The sequence below is a fragment of the Streptomyces sp. 796.1 genome (assembly GCF_047525675.1).
Taxonomy (GTDB): Bacteria; Actinomycetota; Actinomycetes; order Streptomycetales; family Streptomycetaceae; genus Streptomyces.
In genome coordinates, this window is record NZ_JBLIWA010000006.1 from 47,376 (window position 1) to 71,467 (window position 24,092).

The window sequence follows — 24,092 nt, forward strand, 5'->3', positions numbered from 1 at the left end:
GTGCGGTCGGCGGTGAGCGGCAGGGGCGGGGGCTGCATCAGCCCTTGACCGCGCCGGTGAGCACACCCTTGGCGAAGTACTTCTGGAGGAAGGGGTACACGCACAGGATCGGTATGAGCGCGAGAATGAGGACCGCCATCTGGAGCGAGATGGACGGCGGCAGTTGGCTGACGCCCATCGCCTTGGCGTTGATGCTCTCGCCCTGTACGACATAGGACCGCAGGACGACCTGGAGCGGGTATTTCCCGGAGTCGTTGAGGAAGAGCAGCGCATTGAAGAAGCTGTTCCAGTAGCTGACCCCGTAGAAGAGGCCGACGACCGCGATGACCGCCTTGGACAGCGGCAGCACCACGCGGCACAGAATGGTCAACTCACCGGCCCCGTCAAGGCGCGCCGCCTCGTACAGTTCGGTCGGAATTCCCTGGAAGAAGGCCCGGACGACGATGACGTTGAAGACGTTCAGCAGGACCGGCAGGATCAGTGAGGCATAGCTGTCCAACATGCCGAATTCCTGCACGACCAGATAGGTCGGAATGATGCCCGGCGTGAAGAGGAAGGTGCCGAGCACCAGCAGCAGGATGGGCTTTCCGCCGACCATGCCGGGCCGGGAGAGGCCGTAGGCGAGGGCGATGGTGCACAGCACGCTCAGGACGGTGCCGACGCCGGTGACCACCACGCTGACCATCGCGGCGCGGGTCACCACGCCGCCCTGGAGCAGCACGTCGTACGCCTCGAAGGTGGGGTGTTCGGGGATCAGCACGTAGCCGCCGTTGGCGTCCAGCTCCTCCTGGCCGGCGAGGCTGGTGCCGAGCGCGAGCAGGAACGGATAGCCGACGGCCACCACGATCAGGACGATGGCCACGGCCTTGGCGCCCTGCCCGTACCAGGTGGGGCGCTCCATCCACGGCGGGCGCTCGGGGCGGGTGCGACGGCGCGGACGGGCGCCGCGGGAGCCCCCGGCGCCGCCCTTCGCGGGGGACTTGCCCGGGGTCAGCAGCGAGGTGGTCACTTGTACACTCCCTGCTCGCCGAAGCGGTGGGCCAGCTTGTTCGCGGCGAGGATCAGCACCAGGCCGATCACGCCTTCATCAGCCCGGCGGCCGTGCTCATGCCCCAGTCGCCGTCCACGACGCCGTGGAAGTACACGTACGTGTCCAGGACTTCGGAGGCTTCGGCGCCCACCGCCTCGCGCTGGAGCAGCATCTGCTCGAAGCCGACGTTGAGGATGTCGCCGAGGCGCAGGATCAGCAGCATGATGATCACCGGCCGGATGCCGGGCAGCGTCACGTGCCACATCCGCCGCCAGGGCCCGGCGCCGTCCATCGCCGCCGACTCGTACTGCGCGGTGTCGATGGAGGCCATCGCGGCGAGGAAGATGATCGCGCCCCAGCCGCAGTCCTTCCAGATCATCTGGGAGGTGACGAGCAGCTTGAAGGTGTCGGGGTTGGTCATGATGTTGCCGACGCCGACCCCGTGGTCGTTGAGGAAGCTGCTCACGGTGCCGGTGCCGCCGAGCACCTGCTTGAACATGGCCACCACCACGACCCAGGACAGGAAGTGCGGCAGGTAGACCACGGTCTGCACGAAGCGCCGCAGCGTCTCGCCGACCAGCGAGTTCAGCAGCAGGGCCAGCGCGATCGGGGCCGGGAAGTACAGCAGCAGTTGGAGCGCGGTGATCTCCAGCGTGTTGTACACCGCCGTCCAGAACTCCGGCTGCTCGGTGAGCGCCACGAAGTTCTGCATGCCCACGTACGGGCTGTGCTTGAAGCCGAGGAACGGCTGGTAGTCCTGGAAGGCGATGACGTTGCCGAGCAACGGCAGGTAGAAGAACGCGCCGAAGTAGGCCACGCCCGGCAGGCAGAGCAGCAGCAACGCCTTGTCGCGGCGCAACCGGTGCCGCAGGGGAACGCGGGCGGCCTTGCGCAGCGCCCGCTTCCCCTGCGGGCTCGGGGCCGCGGAGAGCGGGGCTTGCTGCTGCGACGTGCCCGGACGGGCCGACGAAGAAACGGAAGCCGTCACATTCACCTCCGACAGTGAGAGCGAGAGCGGATGCGGGGCAGCCCGCCCGGGGCACGCGGGAATCCGCCGTGCAGGGGAGGGTGACTGCCGAGTCCCCGTGGTGGTGGCACGCCGGCGCGCGCAGCCGAGAGCTACGCGCCGCGACGTTCACCACGAGGCGGCTTCATCTTGCACGCCACTGCTTAAAGGTGACAAGAGGTGTTCATAAAGATCTGCAAACGCGCAGAATCACACTTCGCTGCGTGATCATTGTGTGCTTGTACGGCGGCGACGAGGGCGCACCGCGGAAGCCTGGGGCGGCGGGGCCGCCCCAGGGCGGCGATCACGCCTGAATGACGGTCACCCCGCGCTCCTCAAAGCGTTTGACCTGCTCAGGCGCGTGCGCATCGGTCACCAGGACATCGATGGCACTGATCGTGCAGATCCGTACGAACGCCTGCTCACCCAGCTTGGAGCTGTCCGCCACGACCACCACCTTGCGGGCCTGCCCAGCGAGCAGCGCATTGATGCTCGCTTCGCCCTCGTCGTGCGCACTGGCCCCCAGCTCCGGGTGCAGGGCGTCCACGCCGATGAACGCGATGTCGAGGCTGACCTCGCGCAGGATGTGCCCGGCCAGCGGGCCGATGAGCTCGTACGACTGGGGCATCGCGACGCCCCCGGTGGCCACGATCTTCACGTGCGGGCGGACGGCGAGCTCGTTGGCGATGTTCAGCGCGTTGGTCACGATCGTCACCACCGGCTCGTCGGCCTTGTCGGCCCCGTCGGTCTTGGTGGCGATCGCCCGCGCCACCTCGGTGGTGGTGGTACCGCCGTTCAGCCCGACCACCATCCCGCGGCTGACCAGCCCGGCCGCGGCCCGCCCGATCCGCTCCTTCTCCTCCCCGTGGCGCATGGCCTTGTACCGCAGCGGCAGGTCGTACGCGACGGTGTGCGCCACCGCGCCGCCTCTGGTCCGGGTCAGCAGCCGCTGCTCGGCGAGATGGTCCAGGTCACGGCGGATCGTCGCCGCCGAGACGGCCAGCTCGGCCGCCACGCTGTCGACCTCCAACTGCCGCCGCTCAGCGAGCAGCCCCAGCAGCATGTTGTGCCGTTCGTACCGGTTCACTACACCTCCACACCTCCGCTGGCGCGGGGCCGTGCGGAGTCCGCTGGCGCGGGGCCTTGCGGGTCGTCGTTGCTGTTCTCTGTTGCTGTTCTCTGTTGCTGTGCTGTGTTGCTGTGTTGCTGTGTTGCTGTGCTTGATGCTGCGTTTCGTTGCTGTGGTGCTGTGGTGCTGTGGTCGTTGCACGTCTCCGTGCTCGTTGGTGTGTCGTGGTGGTCGGCAGGGGCTGCGGTACGCCGTGGGGTGCGGGCCCCGTGCGGGGCGCGGCTTCTCCGTACGGAGCCCGTGGCTCCGGTGCACCCTCCGGCGTACTGCTGCGGACGTGGCGCTCCACGACCCGCGACGGTGCCGTGCGACGGCCCTGCACTTACTGTGCCCTGCCGGGGAACACAGTGGCATACGCACCCACCTAGCTGCGCACTCGTGGATTCTGACTTATTGGTTCGCGCAGAAACATCCATGGGCGGGCGGGAGAGGGTTGGGGGCGAGATGGGGGTGGGGTGAGGGCGGGCCAGGGCCGGTGGGGCTGGTGCGGCTGGTACGTCTGGCGGGGCCGGTGAGGTTGGTGCAGCCGGTAGGGCTGGCGCGGCCGGTGGCAAGCCGCTCCCCGTCCCCAACCCCACCCCCGGCACGCGTACGGCCCGACCGCCCGCCGGGAAGCGGGGGATCGGGCCGTACGGGGTGTGGGTGGGAGTGCGCGCCGCAGCCGGTGGGCGCGGACCCGGGCTCAGGCGTGGGCGCGCACCGCGGGCGACAGGGGCTGGCTCGTGCGGGTCAGACCATCGTGGAGACGCAGAACGGGTGCCCCGCCGGGTCGAGCAGCACCCGCCAGCGCTCCGGGTCCGGCTGGGTGTCGGGCTTGGTCGCACCCAGAGCGACGAGATGTGCCTCGGCCGCGTCCAGGTCGGCGACGCCGAAGTCGAGGTGCGCCTGCTTCTCGGTGGCGGGGTCGGGCCAGGTCGGACGCCGGTAGTCGGCCAGCCGGTTGAACCCGAGTCCGGGGCTCCCCTCCTGTCCCAACAGCACGAAGCCGTCCGTGGAGTAGGTCACCGGCCAACCCGTGACCTCGGCGTAGAAGCGGGCCAGCGCATCGGGATCGGGACAGTCGAAGGTGACCGCGGCGTACCGGAAGACGGGCGCGGCGGACGCGGCGCCGGCCGCGGGGACGGCGTCCGGAGCGGCGGGTGTGGTGGATGTGGCGGCAGCGGGGGACGCGGAGGCGGTGGGTTCCGTAGGCATGGGCAGACAGTAGGACATATCTAGGACAGGCACGGTCCGCAATGACGGACACATTTCATGGTGGAAGCAGCACCTGAACGGGCACTGCGCCACGCCCGACTGCATGCCAGCGCCGAAGCTCACTCTCCCAGGGGCTCATCCAACCTACGCGCACTACCGTTTCAGTGCAGGATAATTCTATAGAAGTCAATACATCTGCCATCTCTCTAGCCCGACACTCGCTAATCACGAAGAAGCAGACAAGACCTGCAACGGGTTGCCTCGACTTGTTCCGTGCTGAGATGCTGCCACTCCAGTGACTGGGCATTCACGCTAAGCGACCGGCAGGCGTTGGCGCGGCAATTCTCAGCGGGGGCGGGGCCAACCGTTGCGGGGGCGCATGGCGAAGAAGGCGGCGTTGCCGCCACCACTAGGCAGCTCAACACGCTTGGTCGTACCGGTAGTCGGCACAAGAGCCGGTTGCGGGCGCTCCACCGCGGCTCCTTGTCGGATAGCGGCTGAGCCGCAGGGGCAGAACAGCCGTCCTGGACACCTGCTCACGGCTCTCCGAGGACAAGGACTTCGGGAGGCGTCCCGGCTTCGTCCCGCCACCCAACGTGCGGGAGAGGCACTCATCCACACGAACTCAGACGTTGAACACAGCACGTGGGGTTCCCCGCTGCCGCCGCCCGCACAGCCTGCACCGCTCATCGTGGGATCACCGGTAATGCCGGTCAATTGAAGAAAATGACATGGAATTTATCATGGAATTAGCAGACGCCTGGCACCATCTGGCAGATGAAAACCCCTCGCCTGGCCCCACCAACCCCATATCTCACTACAAGCCAGAGTTGCCCTCCGGCGTCCAAACCTCAACCGAGACCATTCTGGGGTGGATCGCGGGGGGTGGCCTGGTCGCCTGCGTAATCGGAAGGCTAGTTGGCTGGCTATTCGCCGCGGTGGGCCACAACACCGAGCGGGACGGCATAGCCGCCCGCGAGAAGGGCATCGTCTGGTCCTTCCATTCCGCCGTCGGCATCGGCCTCACCAGCAGCCAGGTGTGGACCGCCTACCAGGTCACCCAGTGATCGCCGATGGATGACTACGACCGCAAAGCAGCACGGGCGAAGTGGCGGCTGTTCCTCGTCGGAGTACTGAGCGGCACCCTCCTTGTGGGGGGCGGCGTCATCGCCCTCACAGCCGTGAACTCCGGTGACGACAGCGGACCCGAGAAAGCGGACAAGCCCCGCCCCAGCGCCAGTGCGACAGCCCGCCCCTCCGGCTCCCCAAAGTCCACTCCCGTTTGCACCACCCCTGCCAACTGCCCGCCAGTACGCGTGCTGAAGCCGCGAAAGGTGGAGGACGGCGCCTCGCTCGGCTTCCCCGACACTGTCCAAGGCGCTCTGTCGGCGGCCGTAGCACGCTGGGAGGAGTACGCATTTCTGGATGACCAGATGGCACGTCGGCAGCTGACCGTCACCACCTCCCGAAACTCTCCGGAGACGATCGATAAATGGGTCTCCGAAGTACGCAAACTACGCGAAGGCGCCGGGCTGCCACCCTCCGGAGCGATGCCCGCCGGGTTCAACGTCACCACCGTCGTCAAAGCCATCCACGGCAGGTCGCTGACCGACGACGGTGAGGTGGTGCACTTGTGGATGGTCTACGACCGCTACGCGGAACTCCCGAACGACGTGGTCGATGACGATCCACTCAAGGATGAAGAGGTCGACGTCATCCTTAAATGGGAAGACGGGGACTGGAAGCTCACGGAGGAGGAAAAGTACGTCTCCAAGCGCTCATTCCCGAATGCCTACTTCCCGGACAGTCCATATGCCGCACAAAGCGGGTGGCGGCAGGTCGTGAAGTGAATACCTCCGCCGCAGGCGTGGCATCGGAAGTCGCGGGCCCCGCATCGGCGGAGAGCACCTGGCCGTACTACCGACACGACTGCGGATGGACGGTCAGCTTCCACGTCCGCAACTGGCAGGACAGCCCTGTGCACGCCACCTTCCTCCAACCCCTGCTGCACCCTCGCACCAATGCCCCGCCCTCGCCCTCCCGGGAAGGGGTCCCGTCGAGGGCGGGGCCGGTCAGGGGCTACTCCTGGAGCCGCAGCCGTCAGCCCTCCTGGAGAATGACCGACCGCGTCAGGTGGCGCGGTCGGTCCGGGTCCAGGCCGCGGCGGTCGGCGATGGCGAGGGCCAGCCGCTGGACGCGGACCAGCTCCGCCAGCGGGTCGATCCCGTCGCACACCCACTGCGCGCCGGTCGCGCGCACCTGGTCGGCCAGTCCGGCCGGCTCCTCGCCGAGCATCCAGGTCGCGGTGCCGGTGGTGCTGATGCTGATCGGGCCGTGCCGGTACTCCATCGCCGGGTACGACTCCGTCCAGGCCAGGGCCGCCTCGCGCATCTTCAGCGCGCCCTCGTTGGCCAGGCCGACCGTCCAGCCCTGGCCGAGGAAGGTGAACTGGTTGGCGTCCACGAGGCCGTTCGGCAGCGGTTCGCTGATCGCGATCCGCACGTCGCGCACGGCGGTCTCGGTGTGCAGCCCGAGGTGGGCGCGGAGCAGCGTGAGCGCGGTGGTGGCGAACCTGGTCTGCACGACCGACCGCTCATCGGCGAAGTCGAGCACGAGGACCTGATCGGCCGCGGTCATCACCGGCGTGTCCGGGTCGGCGGTGAGCGCGAGCGTACGGCCGCCGGCACCGCGCACCCCGGCCAGGAGTTCCAGCACCTCGGTGGTGGTGCCGGAGCGGGTCAGCGCGACGACGCGGTCGTAGCCGCGGTGGGCCGGGAACTCGGAGGCGGCGAACGCGTCGGTCTCCCCCTGCCCCGAGCCCTCCCGCAGCGCGGCGTACGCCTGGGCCATGAAGTACGAGGTGCCGCACCCCACGACGGCGACCCGCTCCCCCCGCCCGGGGAACGCCTCGCGCTGCGCCTCGGCCAGCTCGGCCGCGCGGCTCCAACACTCCGGCTGACTGGCCAGTTCCTTCTCGACATGCGTCACGGCTACTCCGAAGCGAGAGGGGATGATTGTTCATGCAGTCTAAGTGACACTTTCAATCACATTCAAGCATCGGTACGGGCCGAGAACGCGCACACGCTGCGCCCGCGCACCGCCCCACGCCCCGCCCGCCCCCGCGCGCCGCCCTGCACCTCCTCCACATCCCGCACCCCGCCCCCGCACCTCCCGCACACTCCCCGTAGCGCCCCCACTCCATTCCTGGCCCCCGACCACCACCCGGCCGCCGCCACCCACCGGGCAGGGCCACCCGGTGGCGAACGAACGGTGCAACGGTGCGGGGACATGACCCGCACGCGCCGCGCGCGTGGCCGGGTTCGTACGGCAGGGCCCACGGAGCCGGCCTGAGCGGGGCCCGGGCGCGGGTATCGTGGCGACTTCCCAGCAGATCCACGGGCAGCAACGCCGCGCGGGGCAGCGCGTACGGGGTGCCGCTCCGGCGCACACCCACCGTCTTCGCCCCGCTCGGCCACGCGCCCGCCGGACGTCAGATCGCGAGGACCCCATGGTGATGTCGCCCAGCCGCTATACCTACCTCGGCCCCGAGGGCACGTTCACCGAGGCCGCGCTGCGCACGTTGCCGGAGGCCGCCACCCGCGAACTGGTCCCGATGGTGTCCGTGCCGGCCACGCTGGACGCGGTCAGGTCGGGCGAGGCCGCCGCGGCGCTGGTGCCGATCGAGAACTCGGTGGAGGGCGGCGTCACCGCCACCCTGGACGAACTGGCCACCGGCGGCCCGCTGATGATCTACCGCGAGGTGCTGCTCCCCATCGCCTTCGCCCTGTTGGTACGGCCCGGCACCAAGCTGAGCGAGATCAAGACGGTCACCGGCCACCCGGTGGCCCAGCCGCAGGTGCGCAACTGGCTCGCGAAGCACCTGCCGGACGCCGTGTGGGAGTCGGCCGCCTCCAACGCGGACGGCGCGCGCCTGGTGCAGGAGGGCCGCTACGACGCGGCGTTCGCCGGCGAGTTCGCGGCACCGACCTACGGCCTTGAGCCGCTCGTCTCGGACATCCACGACGCGCAGAACGCGCAGACCAGGTTCGTCCTGGTCGGCCGCCCGGCCAGGCCCGCGGCGCGGACCGGCGCGGACAAGACGTCGGTGGTGATCTGGCTCGGCGACGACCACCCGGGCGCACTGCTCGAACTGCTCCAGGAGTACGCGGCCCGCGGCGTGAACATGATGCGCATCGAGTCCCGGCCGACCGGCGAGGGCATCGGCCGCTACTGCTTCTCGGTGGACTGCGAGGGGCACATCACCGACCGCCGGGTCGCCGAGGCGCTGACCGGGTTGAAGCGGATCTGCCCCAAGGTGCGCTTCCTCGGCTCCTACCCGCGGGCCGGCGTCGACCCCGCCGACCTGCCCGAACTGCGACACGGCACCTCGGACGCGGAGTTCGTCGCCGCGGCCGACTGGCTGGCCCGCTGCCAGGACGGCCGCGCCTGAGGCACGCCCGCGACGAGCTGCGGAGGCGTACGGGACGGGCCCGGTCTTTCCGGTCCCGGTACCACCCGATCCCGGTACGGCCAGTACTGGTATCGCCGGCGCTGGTACGGCCGGTACGGGTACGGCTGGTACGGGTACGGCTGGTACTGGTACGGCCGGTACTGGTACGGCCGGTACGGGTACAGCCGGTACGGGGTACGGCTGGTACGGGTACAGCCGGTACCGGTACGGGCTCGGCCCGGTCTCCCCGGTCCCGTTACCGCCAGACCCCGTATCGACCGAACCCCGTACCGCCAGACCGGGTACTGGTCGAACCCGTACCGCCAGAACCGGTACCGGCCCGGCCCCACACCGTCGCCGCCGCCGTCACCGCACGAGCCTCATCACCGTACGGACGCCGTCACCGTACGAGCAGCCACAGCCGCAGCCGCAGGCTCAGACGCATCCGCAGCCACATCCGCAGCCGCCCGGCCCGAGGCCGGGCCCCGCATCACCCACAGCAATGCACACCCCTCAAAAAGTTATCCACAGGCTCCGACTCGACCTGTGAATAAGTCGACATGGCGATTCCGGCCTAGGGGGCAAATAACCCAAAGCATCGCAAGTCGCAACACTCCCGCCCACTCCCGCCACTTCGCCCCCCATTTCTTGATCCACAGCGAATCCGCCCGCCAGAAGGGAGCTAACTCACTCGAAAGAGGGTGTGAGATGCGGGTGGCGAGGGAATCCATGGCCCAGCAATATGCGGTCGAAATGTCCGACCTTAAAGTCCACAGATTGTGCACACAGCCTGTGGATAAGTTATGCACTACACCCCCGGACCTGTGGACAACCTCCGGGCGCCAACTCCCCCTTCCACAGCGGAAATCAGCCAGCGTGGCTCATCCACGTACCCCCTATGGAGGAATGCGCACCGTATTCTTGACGGCCCGAGCGCGCATTTCGTAGCCACCCCCGCGCTGCACCACACCCTCCCCACCGCCCCCTCTATCCCCTTTCGGGGTAAATATGGGCAAATGGCGACGCAATGGAATATCGCGTCGAGGCGCCGGAGCACGCACCGGTAACCTGGAGGGGTGATTGACCTTCGCCTGCTTCGTGAGGACCCCGACCGAGTGCGCGCCTCCCAGCGCGCCCGTGGAGAGGACGTCGGCCTCGTCGACGCGCTGCTCTCCGCCGACGAACGACGCAGGTCGTCCAGCGTCCGCTTCGACGAACTGCGCTCCGAGCAGAAGCAGCTCGGCAAGCTCATCCCCAAGGCCAGCGGCGACGAGAAGGCCGAGCTGCTGAAGAAGGCCGGCGAGCTGTCCGCCGCCGTCAAGGCCGCCGACGCCACCCAGGACGAGGCCGCCGAAGAGACCCAGCGGCTGCTGCGCCAGCTCGGCAACCTGGTCCACCCCGACGTCCCGATCGGCGGCGAAGAGGACTTCACCGTCCTGGAGACCGTCGGCACCCCGCGCGACTTCGCCGCCGAGGGCTTCGAGCCCAAGGACCACCTGGAGATCGGCAACCTGCTCGGCGCGATCGACACCGAGCGCGGCGCCAAGGTCTCGGGATCGCGCTTCTACTACCTGACCGGCATCGGCGCGCTCCTGGAGCTCGCGCTGGTCAACGCGGCCATCGCCCAGGCCACCGCCGCCGGCTTCACCCCGATGCTCACCCCGGCGTTGGTCAAGCCGCGCGCCATGGAGGGCACCGGCTTCCTCGGCCAGGCCGCCGAGAACGTCTACCACCTGGACAAGGACGACTACTACCTGGTGGGCACGTCCGAGGTGCCGCTCGCCGCGTACCACATGGACGAGATCATCGAGGCGGACAAGCTCCCGCTGCGGTACGCGGGCTTCTCGCCCTGCTTCCGGCGCGAGGCCGGCACGTACGGCAAGGACACCCGCGGCATCTTCCGGGTGCACCAGTTCGACAAGGTCGAGATGTTCTCCTACGTCGCGCCGGAGGACGCCGAGGCCGAGCACCAGCGGCTGCTCGACTGGGAGAAGCAGTGGCTGACCGGGCTTGAGCTGCCGTTCCAGGTGATCGACGTGGCCACCGGCGACCTCGGGGCCTCCGCGTCGCGCAAGTTCGACTGCGAGGCGTGGATTCCGACCCAGGGCAAGTACCGCGAGCTGACCTCCGCGTCCAACTGCGACGAGTTCCAGGCCCGCCGGCTGTCCGTGCGGCTGCGCGACGGCAAGCACGTCAAGCCGCTGGCCACGCTCAACGGCACGCTGTGCGCCGTACCGCGCACCATCGTCGCGATCTTCGAAAACCACCAGCGGCCGGACGGTTCAGTGACCGTGCCGCAGGTGCTGCGCCCCTACCTCGGTGGGCGCGAGGTCCTCGAACCGGTCGCCACGTGAGCGCGGCGCCCCAGCCCCCGCTCCCGTACCAGCTCATAGCCACCGATCTCGACGGCACGCTGCTGCGTGGCGACGGGACCGTGTCGGAGCGCACCCGGGCGGCGTTGGCCCACGCGACCAAGGCCGGCGCCCGGCACATCGTGGTCACCGGGCGGGCCGTCGGCTGGACCCGGCACATACTGGATGACCTGGGCTATACGGGGCTCGCCGTGTGCGGGCAGGGCGGGCAGGTCTACGACGCTGGCGAGCACCGGCTGCTGACCTCGGTGACCCTGGACCGGCAGTTGGCGGCGCTCGCGCTGGCCAAGGTCGAATCCGAGGTCGGCCCGCTCTACCTGGCCGCCGGCCGGGACGGCCTGGAGGGCAAGGTGCTCTTCGGGCCCGGCTACGTGGTCGAGGACCGCACGCTGGAATCCCCCGTCTTCGAGCACGTGGACGAGGTCTGGGAAGCCCCCCTCAACAAGCTCTACCTGCAACACCCCACCCTCACCGACGACGAGTTGGCGGCTGCCGCGCGCCGGGTCGCCGGCGACCTGGTGGGCGTGATCATGGCGGGCCCCGGCATGGTGGAGATGCTGCCGCTCGGCCTGACCAAGGCGACCGGCCTCTCCCTGGCCGCCCGGCGCCTCGGCGTCACGGCCGCCCAGACGATCGCCTTCGGCGACATGCCCAACGACGTGCCCATGTTCGGCTGGGCCGGCCACGGGGTGGCCATGGCCAACGCCCACCAGGAACTGCGGGCCGTGGCCGACGAGATCACCGCCTCCAACGAGGAGGACGGCATCGCGGTGGTCCTGGAGACGCTGTTCCCGTAGCGGCCACCGACCGAACTCCGCCTCTCGGGGCGCGCCCGGGCCCACGGCCAACGGCGCGCCCCGAGCGCGTTCCTGGCCTCTTCGGACCCTTTGCGACCTCTTCTGATCTCTGTGGACCCGTACGACCTGGGCGGCCTGGACGGCCTGTCGGCCCGGGTGGCTCGCGGTTGGTCATCGCCTGCCGCCCACGGGCGGGCCGCGCGTGCGGCGCGGGCCCGCCCGTGGGGGCGGCGGTCTGGGCCACCGCGGGCGGCTGGTGGGTCAGCCGGCTCAGCCGAACTGCTTGACGGCCTGGTAGTAGGTCCAGGCGGTGGCGTTGCAGGTGGTCTTCGACCCGCCGGAGTACCCGTTGCACACGCGCTTCAGGTCCTCGTAGAAGGCGCTGTCCAGACGGGCCTTGTTGGCGCTGAAGGTGCCGGCCTTCTTGTAGTTGCGGTACCCGAAGTCGTGCCGGGCGCAGGAGTTCTTGAACGGGAAGCCCAGCGGGTTGTCGGGCGAGCTGCTGCAATAGTCCGTCGACCAGTCGAAGCCGTAGGCGGACCAGGCGCCCTGGTTGGCGCGGGCGGCGTTCCACGCGTTGTAGCTGGACGCGCTCGTCTGCGTCCAACTGGCGAGCACCTGCGCCTTGTCGGCGGGGGCGGCCGAAGCGGGCGAGGCGAGGGCCACGGCCGTGAGCGTGGCGACAGCGGTGGTGGACAGGGTGGCGACCAACCGGCGCATGGAGTTCCTCCGTTGATTCCGTGACGACCACGGACCCGACCGAACCGAACCGGCGAACCCGTGCCGACGGGGCACTTGGTGAACTGGGTGTGCTGGGTGTGCTTGACGTACCAGACGTGCTGGGTGAGCTGGGTGAACGAGGCGGGAGCCGCGCGGGACACGGGCGGCGCCGGACGGAGCCCGCCCGTGGGAGGCCGGCCCGGACGACGCCGACCGGCGAGCACGGCCGAGCGCAGGCGTGCGGGACGAGTCGTTTACGCGCATAGACACTGCGCGTAGACCCGTACGCGAGGAACAGAGTTCCGCAGGTACCTGTCAAACAACAAGGGCCGTGCACGGACCTTCGCATGAACAGCGGATGGCGTCCGGTGTCGGCTCGCCGCCTGGCCTGGGGCCTGCCGAGGGGGTGGGGAGCCTGCCGGGGAGTGAGCCTGCCGGGGGGCGGGGTGGTCGTCTGCTGGGGGTGGGGTGGTCGCCTGCCGGCCGGTAGGTGGGTGGGTGGGGGGGTGCGCCTGCCGGGGGTGGGGTGGTCGCCTGCCGGCCGGTGGGTGGGGCCTGCCCGTGCCCGGGGTGAGGTGTGGCCCGCCGGTCTGCCGGTCTGCCGGCGGGTGAGGCACGGGGGGGGTGGCCGAGGCCGCAGGGGTGGAGGAGGTACGGGACGTGGTCGGGGCCGCAGAGACCGGTGAGGCCCCGGCGGCCTGTGCGGAGGGGCGGGCGACGCGCCGCGGGTGGGTACGAGCGCGGCGCGGGACGAGCCCCGGGGGAGGGCGAGAGCCGGTTCCCTGCGGGTACGGGCGCCCGCGCGGCGGGGTGCGGCGAGTCAGCAGGGCTCGGGGTGGGGCGGGGTGGAGTGGGGTGGGGCCGGGTGAGCTGAGGCGGGGCTGGGGCTGGGGTCGGGGTCGGGGTCGGGCTCAGCGGCGGCGGACGGGTGTGTGGGCCGGCACCGGGCCCGGGCCCTTGATGCGGCGGATCAAGGGCGAGGTCTCCACCTGCCGGATCGCGGCGAGCGAAGCGACGCGCGTGGTGAGGTAGTGGTACAGCGCGTTGACGTCGGAGCACATGGCCATGGCGAACAGGTTGTGCTGCCCCGTGGTGGCGAAACAGCACGCGATCTCGGGGTGCTCGGCGATCTGTTGGCCGGTGGCGTGCAGGTCGGACGGCGGCACCGAGACCCACAGCGCCGTCCTGGTGTCGTGCCCGAACAGCCGCCGGTCGTGGTCCACGTCGAAGTAGAGCACGCCCAGCCGACGCAGCTCGGCCACCCGGCGGCGGACGGTCGACTGGGACCAGCCGGTGGCGGCGGCGAGTTCGGCGAGCGGCGCCCGCCCCTCCACCTCCAACACGGCCAACAGCCGCCGGTCCCCCTCACTGAGCGACACCGGAACGGTGGGCTCCGCCAGCGCTCCCGTGGCGCGCGCGACGACGGTCGGGGTGGTGGTCGAAGTGGCGCCCGAGGTGGTGTCGGCAGTGGCGGGAGTTACTTGGGTAGCTGACGTGGCCGGGGTGGCTGACGTGGCCAAGGTGCTTGACGTGGCCGAGGTGCTTGACGTGGCAGAGGTGGCCAGGGCGCCGGGACTATCCGAGGCAGTCGAGGCCGCCGGGACGCCTGAAATGGCTGATGTGGCCGATGCGGCAAGGGCACTTGAGGTGCTGGGGGCTGCTGGGGCCCCCACGGCCACGGAGGCGGCCGGGGTTACGGGGCTCCCCGGGGCAGCAGCGGCAGCGGGGGCCCCCGGGCTGGCGGAGACGGCCGCCACGCCCACGACGGCGGATGCCTCCGGAGAATCGGGAGCACCCGGCGCGATGGGCGTACCCGGCGCGGGCGCATCCGCAGCAGGAACCCCCGCGCCCTCGCGGGACACCGCACCCGGCCCGCGGAGCCCGTCCGGCCCGCCCTCGCCGCCGGGCCCCGCACTCAGCAACTCCACCTGCCGCGCCGTGAGCGCCCCCGACTTGTTGACCAGGCCCTGTTCGCCGCCGAAGTACTGGTGCAGCATGCACTGCGCGGTCACGCCCACCACCTGGGGCGTGCGCGGCAGTTCGCGCAGGAGCAGGGCGTCCGCGTCGTTGTCCTGGCCGCTGGCACCGCGCAGTACGGCCGCGATCTCCGTACCGCCCGACATCAGGCTCACCCACGACGTGTCCGGGCGACGGGCCAGTGCCTCGGCGACCGACACCGCCGCATCGGGCCGGCACTGCACCCGCAGGAACCAGACCACCTCACCCAACGCCCGCGCGTCCGTCAGCCCCAGCACCCGCACCAGCCCCTGCGTGCGCAGCCGCGTGTAGCGGCGGGCCACGGTCTGGTCCGAGACGCCGAGCGCCGCGGCGATCCGGGCGAAGGAGGCGCGCCCGTCGATCTGAAGGGCGTGCACGAGCTGCCGATCCACCTCGTCGAACGCGTCGATTTTCACCACCCCACGCTAGCCCGTGTCGGATACCGCCACCACCACCCGTACTGGCTGGGGAAAACGCCGGACCGGTCGGACAGTGGTACGGCCCGCCGACATCGGGCCGTACCACCTCACGAAGGAGAAAACACCCATGACGAACGACGGGGGCACCCGCGACCGGACCGCCGCCGCGCGCGGCACCGGACTCGATACGGGGCGCGGCGCCGGGGGCGGCGCCGGGCGGGGTGCCGGAGCCGATTCCGGAGGCGGTGCCGGGGGCGATTCCGGAGGCGCCACCAAGCACGGCACCGAGCACAGCGCCGGGCGCGGCAAGTGGTGGCCGCTGGTCGCCATCACCCTGGGCAACTTCATGCTGATCATGGACGTCACGATCGTGAACACCGCGCTGCCGCCGATAGCGCGCGATCTCGACGCCTCCTTCACCTCCCTCCAGTGGGTGATGGACATCTATGCCCTGGCGCTGGCGGCGCTGCTGATGGCGGCCGGTTCGGCAGCCGACCTGTTCGGCCGCCGCAAGCTGTACGTACTGGGCCTGACCGTCTTCGCACTGTCGTCGCTGGCCTGCGGACTGGCCCCGAGCCCGGGCCTGTTGATCGCGGCGCGGGCGGTCCAGGGCGTGGGCGCGGCGGCCATGTTCGCGACCAACACCCCGCTGCTGATGGCGACGTACTCGGGGCGCGACCGCGGCGTGGCGTTCGGCGTGTGGGGCGGGACCAGCGGCGCCGCGGCGGCCGTCGGCCCAGTACTCGGCGGGCTGCTCACCGAGGCCCTGGACTGGCGGGCGATCTTCCTGGTCAACCTGCCGCTGACGGTGTTCGCCGGCTGGCTGACGCTACGCACCGTCGGCGAGTCCACCGGCCGCTCGGGGGGCCGGATCGACACCGCGGGCGTGGTCCTCTTCACGGCCTTCGCCGGCGCCCTCACGTACGGGTTGATCCGCGGCGGCGAAGAGGGCTGGACCGAGCCGGGCACCCTGGCCGCGCTCATCGCCGCCGGACTGGCCCTACTCGCCTTCGTCCTGGTCGAACGGCGACTGCAACAACCCATGTTCGACCTGGGGTTGCTGCGCAGCCCGGCATTCGTGGTGCTGATGGTGGCGGCAGTGGTGCTCCAGGCGAGCGCCTTCCCCTACCTCACCTACGTCGCCATGTGGCTCCAGTCGCTCCTCGGCATGAGCCCGATCGAGGCCGGCCTCGCGGTGACGCCGCTGGCGCTGGCCGCACTGCTGGTCGGCGTGGTCGGCGGCAAACTGCTCAGCCACCTGCCGCCGAAGGTCCCGGTGGGGTTCGGCCTGCTGCTGGTGGGCGGGGGCGCGCTGCTGAACGCCACGTTCGTGGACGGCGACGCGGACTGGACCTCGCTCATACCGGGGCTCGCCGTGGCCGGCCTCGGCGTCGGCCTGGCCACGCCGGTCCTGGTATCGGCCGCACTGGGACTCGTACCGGGTGAACGCGCCGGCATGGCCAGCGGCGCGGTGAACACCTCCCGCCAGTTCGGCTACGCGCTCGGCATCGCCGTACTCGGCACCGTCTTCGCCGCCCGCGTACGCACCGTCTACACCGACGGCACCACCACGGCCGCGGCGGGCGACGGCGGAGCCGGCGGCGCGCGGGACGCGCTCGCAGCGGGCCCGCCCAGCACCGGCAGCGGCCCGAACAGCACGATCGCCGACCATGCGGCCGAACGCGTCACTGGCCACACCGCTGCCCACGCGGCCGATCACGCCGCCGAGGCCATCAGCGGCGGTCACGCCACCGACGTCATCGCCGCCGCCCCACCCGGCCCCGCCCGCCACACCATCGAACGCCTCGCCGGCGACGCCTTCGCCGCCGGCATCGACCGGGTCTGCCTCATCTCCGGCCTCGTCGCAGTCGCCACCGCCCTCCTCGTCTTCGCAGCCCTACGCAACGACCGCCCCCAACCCCCCACCCCCCACACGAACAACAAAGCCCACAACCCCACACCACACCCCCAGCCCGCCCCAAGCACAGCGCACCCCACAACAACCACCACCAACACGGCCCTACCCCCGACGTAGCCAACACGCCGGCCGCCACCAGCCCTCACCCCTCCCACGGCTAACACCCGACACCCCGGCCCCGGGACGCGACACACGGAGCACCGCGTCTGGGCCTCGGCCTACGACGTACGAGGAATGGGGGCATCCGGGGCGCCCTTCGGCCCGGGCGTACGAGACGGGGGCGTACGAGGCCGGGGCCGTCGCCGACGAAACCCGGCGCCGGCGCACGAGGCACAGCCCCCTCCCTCAACGGCCAAACCCCACACCTCGTACGGGACACGGGGGCCGCTCGCCGGATACGGTAAGCGGCCCCCGCACCGTTCGGCATCGGCACCCGCGAGGCCCGCGCCACCGGCACGTACCCCGTCCCCCACCACCCGCCGCGCCATCCCGTCCCACCGCTCCACTCGCCCCGTACGGCCAGGCCCCTACCAACCACCCCGTACGCCACCCGGCGAGAACCGCCTCACACCGCACCGCTCCATACCCCTGCACCACGCCTCAGCGGGACCGCGCGACCCCCGGAGACGTCATGCCCAAGCCGCCCCAAGGCTCCCCCGCGCACCACACGCCCCACCCGGGAACCAGCCCCACCCCGCCCGCCGCCACACAGCCATCCCCACCCCGCGCACCCCGGTCCATCGCGGTCACCGGGGCGCCCCCAAGACCCCGCGTACGAGCCGCCGCCCCACCGCCACCTCCCACCGAGCCCTGCACTGGCACTGGCACTGGCACTGGCACTGGCACCGAACCCTCGCCCCACCTGGCCCGGGCCACGGCCGGCACCTCCTTCGCCACCGTCTTCCGCGAGGCCCTACGCCAACGCGGCCTCACACTGGAACGTGTCAGGGAACGGCTTGAGGCCCGCGGCATCCGCATCAGCCTCGCCACCCTCAGCTACTGGCAGCGCGGCCGGAGCCAACCGGAGCGGCCCCAATCCCTGCGCGCCGTCGACGAGTTGGAATCCATACTCGCCCTCCCCACCGGCGCCCTGCGCTCCCTCCTCGGCCCGCACCGCCCACGGGGCCGAACAACCGCCGAGTCACAGGACCTCACCGCCTCCCAGCGCGTCTTCGGCGAGAACTCCGTCGTCGAACGCGCCCTGGGCGCCGCCTTCGCCCACTTCAACGAGGACCTGCACACCCTCGTCATCCACGAGACGCTCCGCCTGGACGAACACCGCTGCATCCGCAGCACCGCCGTCCACCAGGTCCTTCGCGCCACCCGCAGCGGAGCCAGCCGGTTCACGGTCGTGCACTCCATCGACGACACCACCGCCGAATCGATCGACGTGGTCATACGGTGCGGCAAGCCCGGCACCGTACGCTTCGTGCCCGAACTGCGCAGCCTCGTCATCGAGATCCTCTTCGGCCGGGAACTGACCCGCAACGAGACCGCCATGATCGACTACGAGATCCTGCTCGGCCCGAGCCAACTCCCCTCCACCCACCACGAACGCCGCACCCGCATCAACCTGCGCGAGTACCTCCTCCACGTGTACTTCCACCCCAAGGCGCTCCCGGTGACCTGTTACCGCTACTACCGCGAACAGATCGGCGCCGCCCAACGTTCCAGCCGCCGCATCGCCCTGGACATCTCCCACTCGGCCCACATGCTCCCCACCCGCTGCCCCGCCGGCGTCCACGGCATGGCCTGGGACTGGCCCGCCTCCTGACCACACCCAACCCCACCAACATCTCCCACCCTCACGCGCCAACCCCCAGCCTCACAGCCCGCACCACACAGCCTCCACACCGCGCACATCACTGCACGCCACCACCCATCGCCGGGCCGACACCGTGGGCCAGCCACCGCCGGCCCACCGGCACCGCGGCGGGCCCACGGCTGCGGGTCGGCACCCGCTCGCCAACGCACCGCGCTTCCGGACGCGCAGTGAACTGGCGAGCGGGTTGCCGCCCAGGGCTCCGCGGCGCCGACTTCGCCCTGCCTCTGAGCATCTGCGCCCGGCCACCCCCAAGTCAATCCACGGGTTTCCTTGCAACTCTCCAAGCCGTGGCTTGGCATCACCTCCTCATCTAGCGTGATCAAATGACTCTCGATGATCTCCGCGCCTTCCTCGCGGTGTGCGAAGCGGGCAGCCTCAGCGCCGTGGCCCGCGACCTGTCCTGCACCCAGTCGGCCATCAGTCAGCGCATCCGCCGACTGGAGCGCGAACTGGGCCTACCCCTCCTGGAACGCCAACCGCGCGGGGTGGCCCCCACCCAGGCCGGCCGACTCCTGCGGCACGCGGCAAGCGATGGGATCGGCGCCCTTGACCTGGCCGTACGCCAGTTGCGGGAGATCCGCGACGGCGCAGCCGGCACCGTACGCATCACCACCGGCGCCATCTCGGTACGGCACTTCATGTCGCAGGCCGTGGTCGCCTTCCGAGCCCAACACCCTCAGGTGGGCTTGGAGTTCCAGACGTCCAACTCGGGACGTGGCTGTCTCGACGCACTGGCCGCTGACACCGCCGACCTGGCCTGGATCACCATCGGCCCACCCGTACGCGGCATCCAACAACGCCCGGTGATCCAACTCCCCTGGGTACTCGCCGTACGAGCCGACGACCCCCTGGCCACCCACACCACCATCCACCACAACGACCTGGCCGGTATCCAACACATCCGGCTGCCCGAGAACTCCACCTCACGCCGCTCCCTGGACGGTCACTTCGCCCAGCACGGCTCCGAACCTGACGCCAGCACGAGCGTCGCGGACTGGGACACCGCCATGCTGCTCGCCGAACTCGGCCTCGGGCACGCGATCGTCCCCACCCTCCCCGGCTGGCGCGCCACCGAACACCCCGGGCTGCGCCTCATCCCCATTCCGAGCCTGCCCCCGCTCGCCACCGGTTGGGCCGTGCGCCGTTGGGAAACCCTCGGCCCGGCCGCCCTGGCCTTCGCGGACGCCGTGGCAGAGAGCCTGCCTCCGCTCCGTCACCACACCCCGGCCATTCCCCTCACACCCAAGCCCCGCAGCCACACCCCCGCTTGACCCCACCACCACCCACCTCTGTCCAGCGAGCCCTCCGCTGGAAACACCCACCCCCAGGCCAGGCCACACGCAAACGCTGCCGGCCGCTTCCCAACCAACCCCCACCCGGCTTCATACCCCCAACCCACCCTGCACACCCAACAATCACCCGTACGTGGCTCACCCCCAAACAGCCTGGGGCACCCACCACACCCACCCACTACATCCAAGGACGAACACCCTCTTCACCTGCGCCCCCACGACCAGCACACCAACCCACCGCTCCCACCCACGCCCCGAAACCACCGGCCACGAGACCGGGCCCGAAGCGACCACCGAACCAGCCACAGCCACAGCCGAGCATCCGTGGAGTCGGATGCCAGGTCGAAGCCTGCTGCCATGGACCGACCGTACTGCTCCCCTCTGACAATCCTCGCTGACCTGCGGTGATCGAATCGTCGCTGAGCGTACGAACAGCCGGCCGGCCCCCACCCACCCGCATGACGCGAGGGGAATGGGTCGCCACCCGCGTACGCCGCCCCATCCGCGCACGTCAGGCCGCACGCGCACGTCGGGTCACCCGGGACGAAGGGCCCGAGGCCCGAGACCGCAGGCGTAGCGCGCATCACGCCTGTCAGGGGTGGACGGGCCGATAGGCAGTTGTAGGATGACCGGGTAACCACATGACGCAGGTGAGGAGCAGTGACCATGACGCTGCGGGCGGCAGGACGCACCTCGCTCGTCGACACCGTCGTCGAGCAGCTCCGTGCCCAACTGGCCGACGGTCAGTGGAAGATCGGCGACCGGGTACCCACCGAGCACGCGCTCGCCGAACAGCTCCAGGTCGGCCGGAACACCGTGCGCGAAGCGGTCCGCGTGCTCTGTCACGCCGGAATGCTCCAGTCCAGACAAGGTGAAGGCACCTTCGTCGTGTCCACGGCCGACCCGGCCGCCGTCATGCGCGGCATCCAGCGTGCCGGCATCCGGGACGTCCTGGAACTGCGGATCGCCCTGGAGGCAGAGGGCGCCCGGCTCGCCGCGCTCCGGCACCAACCCGCCGACCTGGCACGCATGCGAGCCGCCCTCGCCGCACAGGCAGCACTGGCCGACGGCGGAACCCAACCACCCCACGAGAACATCGAGTTGTACGCCGACCACGACGTGGAGTTCCACACGGCCGTGGTGGACGCGGCGCACAACTCGGCGCTGAGCGCCACGTACGGCTGGTTCAGCAGCTCCGTACGCGAGGCGCTGCTCACCGCGCTCGGCGATCGCGACATGCCGCACATCGCGCCGGGCGACCACCACGCCGTCGTCGACGCCATCGCCTCCGGTGACCCCGACGCCGCGGAGTGTGCGGCCCGCGCCCTGCTGGACGTACCCAAACAGGCCGTGGACGCACTACTCGCGCCCGGCACCTGACTCCCCCACCCGCCCCAAGGCTTCCCCTCCCCTCTTCCTCCCCCGCCCTCCCCTCTTTTTCTCCTTTCCAGGCCGGCGCGCCGTCGCACAGCCACGCACGCAACGCCCCCGTCGGCGCAGCCCGCCGTGCCTCACGGCCGGGCGCCCGCCCCACGCCTCAAGCGCCCCCCTCGCTCGGGAACACGCCTCGAACCGACGAAAGGTAAGCCGCCTATGTCCGGGATATCCGGGCCCAGCACCACGCCCGATGACCGGCTCATCGATGCCGAAGAGGATCTGGTCCCCACGCCGCCCGTCGCGGCGGCACGCCGCACCCTGCGCACCCACCCGGCTCTGCTCCTCATCGGCATCGTGCTCGCCGCCCTCAACATGCGCGCGGCGCTGGCCGGGGTCTCCCCGCTGCTCGGTGAGATCAGCGACCACTTCCACCTCGCGGCGACCACAACCAGCCTGGTCACCACGATCCCGCTGGTGTTCATGGGCATAGCGTCGCCGCTGGCGCCGAAGCTGGCGCGCCGGTTCAGTACCGAATTCGTCCTGCTGGCCGCGCTGGTGCTGCTGTGTGGTGGCATCCTGCTGCGCGTCGCACCGCCCGTGGTCACGCTGTTCGTTGGTGGCGCCTTCGTCGGTACCGCCATCGCCTGGTTGAACGTGCTGATGCCCGGCCTGGTGAAGCGGGACTTCCCGGAGCGCGCGGCGGCCATGACGGCCCTGTACTCGACCGCGATGATCATCGGCGCGACCGCCTCCGCCGCCGCGGCCGTACCGCTGGAGAACGCGCTCGGCGGCTGGCGCGGTTCGCTCGCCTCCTGGGCGCTGCTGGCGGCGGTCGCCGCGTTGTTGTGGGCGCCGCAGGCCGTCATCGCACGCCGCGGCCTGCACCACGGCCAGCCAGCCGCCACCCCGGCCCGCAACTCGGCCCCGGCCGCCCCCGAACCGGACGCGACGCGCCTCTCCCGCACCCCGCTGGCCTGGCAGATCACCCTGTTCATGGGGTCGCAGTCGTTCGTTGCGTACGTGGTGATCGCCTGGCTGCCCACCGTCTTCACCGACAACGGCATGAGCAAGTCAACGGCCGGCCTGATCTTCGCCTACAGCACGCTGTTGCAGGGCGTCGGGTCGTTCGTCGTGCCGCTACTCGCCGGGCGCATGCGGCAGCAGCGGCTGCTTGCGGTGGGGGTGGCCACGCTCATGGCCGCCAGCGTCGTCGGGTTGCTCGTGGCGCCGGTCGGCGGGGCCTGGCTGTGGGCCACACTGTTCGGCATCGGGCAGGGCGGCGCGCTCGGCCTCGCGCTGACGATGATGGTGCTCCGCGCCCGTGACGCGCACACTGCCGCGCGCCTCTCCGGTATGGCCCAGACCTGGGGATACCTGCTGGCTGCCGCCGGGCCACTGGCCCTCGGCGCGGTCCACCAGGTCACCGACGGCTGGACCCTGCCGCTGCTGTTGCTGCTCGGGGTGTGCGCGGGCCTGGCCACGCTCGGCCTCGGTGCCGGCCGCGACCTGAAGATCTGACCCCGGCCCCAGCGCTCCGGTCCGGAACCTGCCCCGCAGTGGGGCAAGGCTACGGACCGGAGCCCGTACGGGGCTGCCACCAGGCGAAGTCAGCGCCCCGCAAAGTCTTTTACGCTACGGCGGCGCGTCGAACCCGTGCGTCCCGGCGCACCTTCGTCGCCCTCACTCCACCTCGTTGAGCCGCCCCGTGGCCACGTCGAAGACGAACCCGCGCACCTGATCCGTATGCGGCACGAACGGGCTGGCCTTGATGCGTCGCACCGACTGCCGTACGTCCCGCTCCACGTCGTCGAACGCCTCAGCGGCCCACGCCGGCCTGATGCCCGTCTCCTCCTCGATCTGCTGCCGGAACGCATCGTCCGTGAACGTCAACATGCCGCAGTCCGTGTGGTGGATCAGCACGATCTCCCTGGTGCCGAGCAGGCGTTGGCTGATGGCGAGCGAACGGATCTCGTTCTCGGTCACCGCGCCGCCCGCATTGCGGATGACGTGCGCTTCGCCCTCCTTCAGCCCCAGCGCCGCATACACATTGAGCCGTGCGTCCATGCAGGCCACCACCGCAACATGGCGCGACGGCGGCAACGGCAGCGGCCCGCTGAAGGTGGCGGCGTACGTGGCGTTGTTGGTCAGGTACTCATCGGTGACGGACATGGGGCACCAACCTCCAGGAACGACGTTCCGTAATCGCCACAGCACGGTACGGGCGCCCGATTCCCTCCCGAAAGCCAACTGGGCCGGCGTACACGAGGCCGTATCGCTGCGGCAATATCCGCGGGGCCAGGGGGCTTGCCCGCTTCCCCCCCTGCCCCTCCCTCCCACCCCCGCCCCCTTGGCGATGGCATCAGGTCGGCCGCCCGGCATCATGGGCACCATGGATGCGCCGAGCGCCGTCTGGATCACCATCGCGACCTACGAGAACGTGCCGGGCCGTCCCCGCCCCATGGCTGCCACCCGCGCTTGACTGCGTGACCGCGGCATCGACTGGATGCCCTTCGACCCGGCCGAGATCCAGTGGGGTCTGGCATGCGGCGTCGGGCCTGATGGCCA

The 24,092-nt window shown here is 70.6% G+C and carries 17 protein-coding genes and 1 pseudogene; 10 read left to right on the forward strand and 8 right to left on the reverse strand.

The window, feature by feature from the left end:
• Positions 1–37: 37 nt before the first annotated feature.
• The 4 genes and pseudogenes from ACMA1D_RS06140 to ACMA1D_RS06155 all read right to left on the reverse strand — a co-directional run bounded on the left by ACMA1D_RS06140 (position 38) and on the right by ACMA1D_RS06155 (position 4,359).
• On the reverse strand, positions 38–901 hold the full coding sequence (locus ACMA1D_RS06140) for a carbohydrate ABC transporter permease (protein ID WP_414722940.1): 864 nt from the start codon (positions 899–901) through the stop codon (positions 38–40).
• 104 nt (positions 902–1,005) lie between these two features.
• Positions 1,006–1,925: pseudogene (locus ACMA1D_RS06145) on the reverse strand (ABC transporter permease).
• Positions 1,926–2,340: 415 nt separating this feature from the next.
• Positions 2,341–3,123, reverse strand: coding sequence for a DeoR/GlpR family DNA-binding transcription regulator (locus ACMA1D_RS06150; protein ID WP_414722843.1), 783 nt, complete (start codon positions 3,121–3,123; stop codon positions 2,341–2,343).
• Between the two features lie 771 nt (positions 3,124–3,894).
• Positions 3,895–4,359: a VOC family protein gene (locus ACMA1D_RS06155; RefSeq protein ID WP_414722844.1), complete on the reverse strand. Its 465-nt coding sequence runs from the start codon at positions 4,357–4,359 to the stop codon at positions 3,895–3,897.
• A gap of 938 nt (positions 4,360–5,297) precedes the next feature.
• Between ACMA1D_RS06155 and ACMA1D_RS06160 the strand changes: the two genes are divergently transcribed.
• Both ACMA1D_RS06160 and ACMA1D_RS06165 read left to right on the forward strand, forming a co-directional pair.
• Positions 5,298–5,426: a hypothetical protein gene (locus tag ACMA1D_RS06160; protein ID WP_414722845.1), complete on the forward strand. Its 129-nt coding sequence runs from the start codon at positions 5,298–5,300 to the stop codon at positions 5,424–5,426.
• Between the two features lie 6 nt (positions 5,427–5,432).
• Positions 5,433–6,209, forward strand: a complete 777-nt coding sequence (locus tag ACMA1D_RS06165) for a hypothetical protein (protein ID WP_414722846.1) — start codon at positions 5,433–5,435, stop codon at positions 6,207–6,209.
• Positions 6,210–6,459: 250 nt separating this feature from the next.
• Here the strand turns inward: ACMA1D_RS06165 and ACMA1D_RS06170 are convergent, their stop codons facing one another.
• Positions 6,460–7,347 (reverse strand): SIS domain-containing protein, encoded by an 888-nt coding sequence (locus tag ACMA1D_RS06170; RefSeq protein WP_414722847.1) that lies wholly within the window; start codon positions 7,345–7,347, stop codon positions 6,460–6,462.
• A 526-nt stretch (positions 7,348–7,873) separates the two neighbouring features.
• On the opposite strand from ACMA1D_RS06170, the gene pheA reads away from it, so the two are divergent.
• From pheA to ACMA1D_RS06185, 3 genes are all read left to right on the forward strand, one after another.
• A complete protein-coding gene (gene pheA / locus ACMA1D_RS06175) occupies positions 7,874–8,809 on the forward strand; it encodes a prephenate dehydratase (RefSeq protein ID WP_414722941.1) in 936 nt (311 codons plus the stop codon).
• Positions 8,810–9,885: 1,076 nt separating this feature from the next.
• Positions 9,886–11,163, forward strand: a complete 1,278-nt coding sequence (gene serS / locus ACMA1D_RS06180) for a serine--tRNA ligase (RefSeq protein WP_414722848.1) — start codon at positions 9,886–9,888, stop codon at positions 11,161–11,163.
• Positions 11,160–11,978 (forward strand): HAD family hydrolase, encoded by an 819-nt coding sequence (locus tag ACMA1D_RS06185; RefSeq protein ID WP_414722849.1) that lies wholly within the window; start codon positions 11,160–11,162, stop codon positions 11,976–11,978. The genes serS and ACMA1D_RS06185 overlap by 4 nt, the downstream gene beginning before the upstream one ends.
• A 270-nt stretch (positions 11,979–12,248) precedes the next feature.
• On the opposite strand, the gene ACMA1D_RS06190 is transcribed toward ACMA1D_RS06185, so the two are convergent.
• Together ACMA1D_RS06190 and ACMA1D_RS06195 are read right to left on the reverse strand one after the other, a co-directional pair.
• Positions 12,249–12,698, reverse strand: coding sequence for a phospholipase (locus ACMA1D_RS06190; protein WP_414722850.1), 450 nt, complete (start codon positions 12,696–12,698; stop codon positions 12,249–12,251).
• A 911-nt stretch (positions 12,699–13,609) separates the two neighbouring features.
• Entirely contained in the window at positions 13,610–15,112 is a 1,503-nt protein-coding gene (locus ACMA1D_RS06195) for an Lrp/AsnC family transcriptional regulator (protein WP_414722851.1), read from the reverse strand.
• A gap of 349 nt (positions 15,113–15,461) precedes the next feature.
• On the opposite strand from ACMA1D_RS06195, the gene ACMA1D_RS06200 reads away from it, so the two are divergent.
• The 5 genes from ACMA1D_RS06200 to ACMA1D_RS06220 all read left to right on the forward strand — a co-directional run bounded on the left by ACMA1D_RS06200 (position 15,462) and on the right by ACMA1D_RS06220 (position 23,045).
• Positions 15,462–17,150 carry an MFS transporter gene (locus tag ACMA1D_RS06200; protein ID WP_414722942.1) on the forward strand — a complete coding sequence of 563 codons (1,689 nt, stop codon included), beginning with the start codon at positions 15,462–15,464 and terminating at the stop codon, positions 17,148–17,150.
• 940 nt (positions 17,151–18,090) lie between these two features.
• Positions 18,091–18,807 carry an XRE family transcriptional regulator gene (locus tag ACMA1D_RS06205; protein ID WP_414722852.1) on the forward strand — a complete coding sequence of 239 codons (717 nt, stop codon included), beginning with the start codon at positions 18,091–18,093 and terminating at the stop codon, positions 18,805–18,807.
• Between the two features lie 374 nt (positions 18,808–19,181).
• Positions 19,182–20,129 carry a LysR family transcriptional regulator gene (locus ACMA1D_RS06210; protein WP_414722853.1) on the forward strand — a complete coding sequence of 316 codons (948 nt, stop codon included), beginning with the start codon at positions 19,182–19,184 and terminating at the stop codon, positions 20,127–20,129.
• 687 nt (positions 20,130–20,816) lie between these two features.
• A complete protein-coding gene (locus ACMA1D_RS06215; protein ID WP_414722854.1) occupies positions 20,817–21,530 on the forward strand; it encodes a FadR/GntR family transcriptional regulator in 714 nt (237 codons plus the stop codon).
• Between the two features lie 213 nt (positions 21,531–21,743).
• A complete protein-coding gene (locus tag ACMA1D_RS06220; RefSeq protein ID WP_414722855.1) occupies positions 21,744–23,045 on the forward strand; it encodes a CynX/NimT family MFS transporter in 1,302 nt (433 codons plus the stop codon).
• Positions 23,046–23,207: 162 nt separating this feature from the next.
• Here ACMA1D_RS06220 and ACMA1D_RS06225 read toward each other — a convergent pair whose 3' ends face one another.
• Positions 23,208–23,696 carry a beta-class carbonic anhydrase gene (locus ACMA1D_RS06225; protein ID WP_414722856.1) on the reverse strand — a complete coding sequence of 163 codons (489 nt, stop codon included), beginning with the start codon at positions 23,694–23,696 and terminating at the stop codon, positions 23,208–23,210.
• Positions 23,697–24,092: the final 396 nt, after the last annotated feature.

Bases quoted from the DNA above. Each gene is read 5' to 3' on its own strand.
- ACMA1D_RS06140 (WP_414722940.1), bottom strand. From the start codon at position 901: ATGGAGCGCCCCACCTGGTACGGGCAGGGCGCCAAGGCCGTGGCCATC.
- ACMA1D_RS06155 (WP_414722844.1), bottom strand. From the start codon at position 4,359: ATGCCTACGGAACCCACCGCCTCCGCGTCCCCCGCTGCCGCCACATCC.
- ACMA1D_RS06165 (WP_414722846.1), top strand. From the start codon at position 5,433: ATGGATGACTACGACCGCAAAGCAGCACGGGCGAAGTGGCGGCTGTTC.
- pheA (WP_414722941.1), top strand. From the start codon at position 7,874: ATGTCGCCCAGCCGCTATACCTACCTCGGCCCCGAGGGCACGTTCACC.
- ACMA1D_RS06190 (WP_414722850.1), bottom strand. From the start codon at position 12,698: ATGCGCCGGTTGGTCGCCACCCTGTCCACCACCGCTGTCGCCACGCTC.
- ACMA1D_RS06200 (WP_414722942.1), top strand. From the start codon at position 15,462: ATGCTGATCATGGACGTCACGATCGTGAACACCGCGCTGCCGCCGATA.
- ACMA1D_RS06210 (WP_414722853.1), top strand. From the start codon at position 19,182: ATGACTCTCGATGATCTCCGCGCCTTCCTCGCGGTGTGCGAAGCGGGC.
- ACMA1D_RS06215 (WP_414722854.1), top strand. From the start codon at position 20,817: ATGACGCTGCGGGCGGCAGGACGCACCTCGCTCGTCGACACCGTCGTC.
- ACMA1D_RS06220 (WP_414722855.1), top strand. From the start codon at position 21,744: ATGTCCGGGATATCCGGGCCCAGCACCACGCCCGATGACCGGCTCATC.
- ACMA1D_RS06225 (WP_414722856.1), bottom strand. From the start codon at position 23,696: ATGTCCGTCACCGATGAGTACCTGACCAACAACGCCACGTACGCCGCC.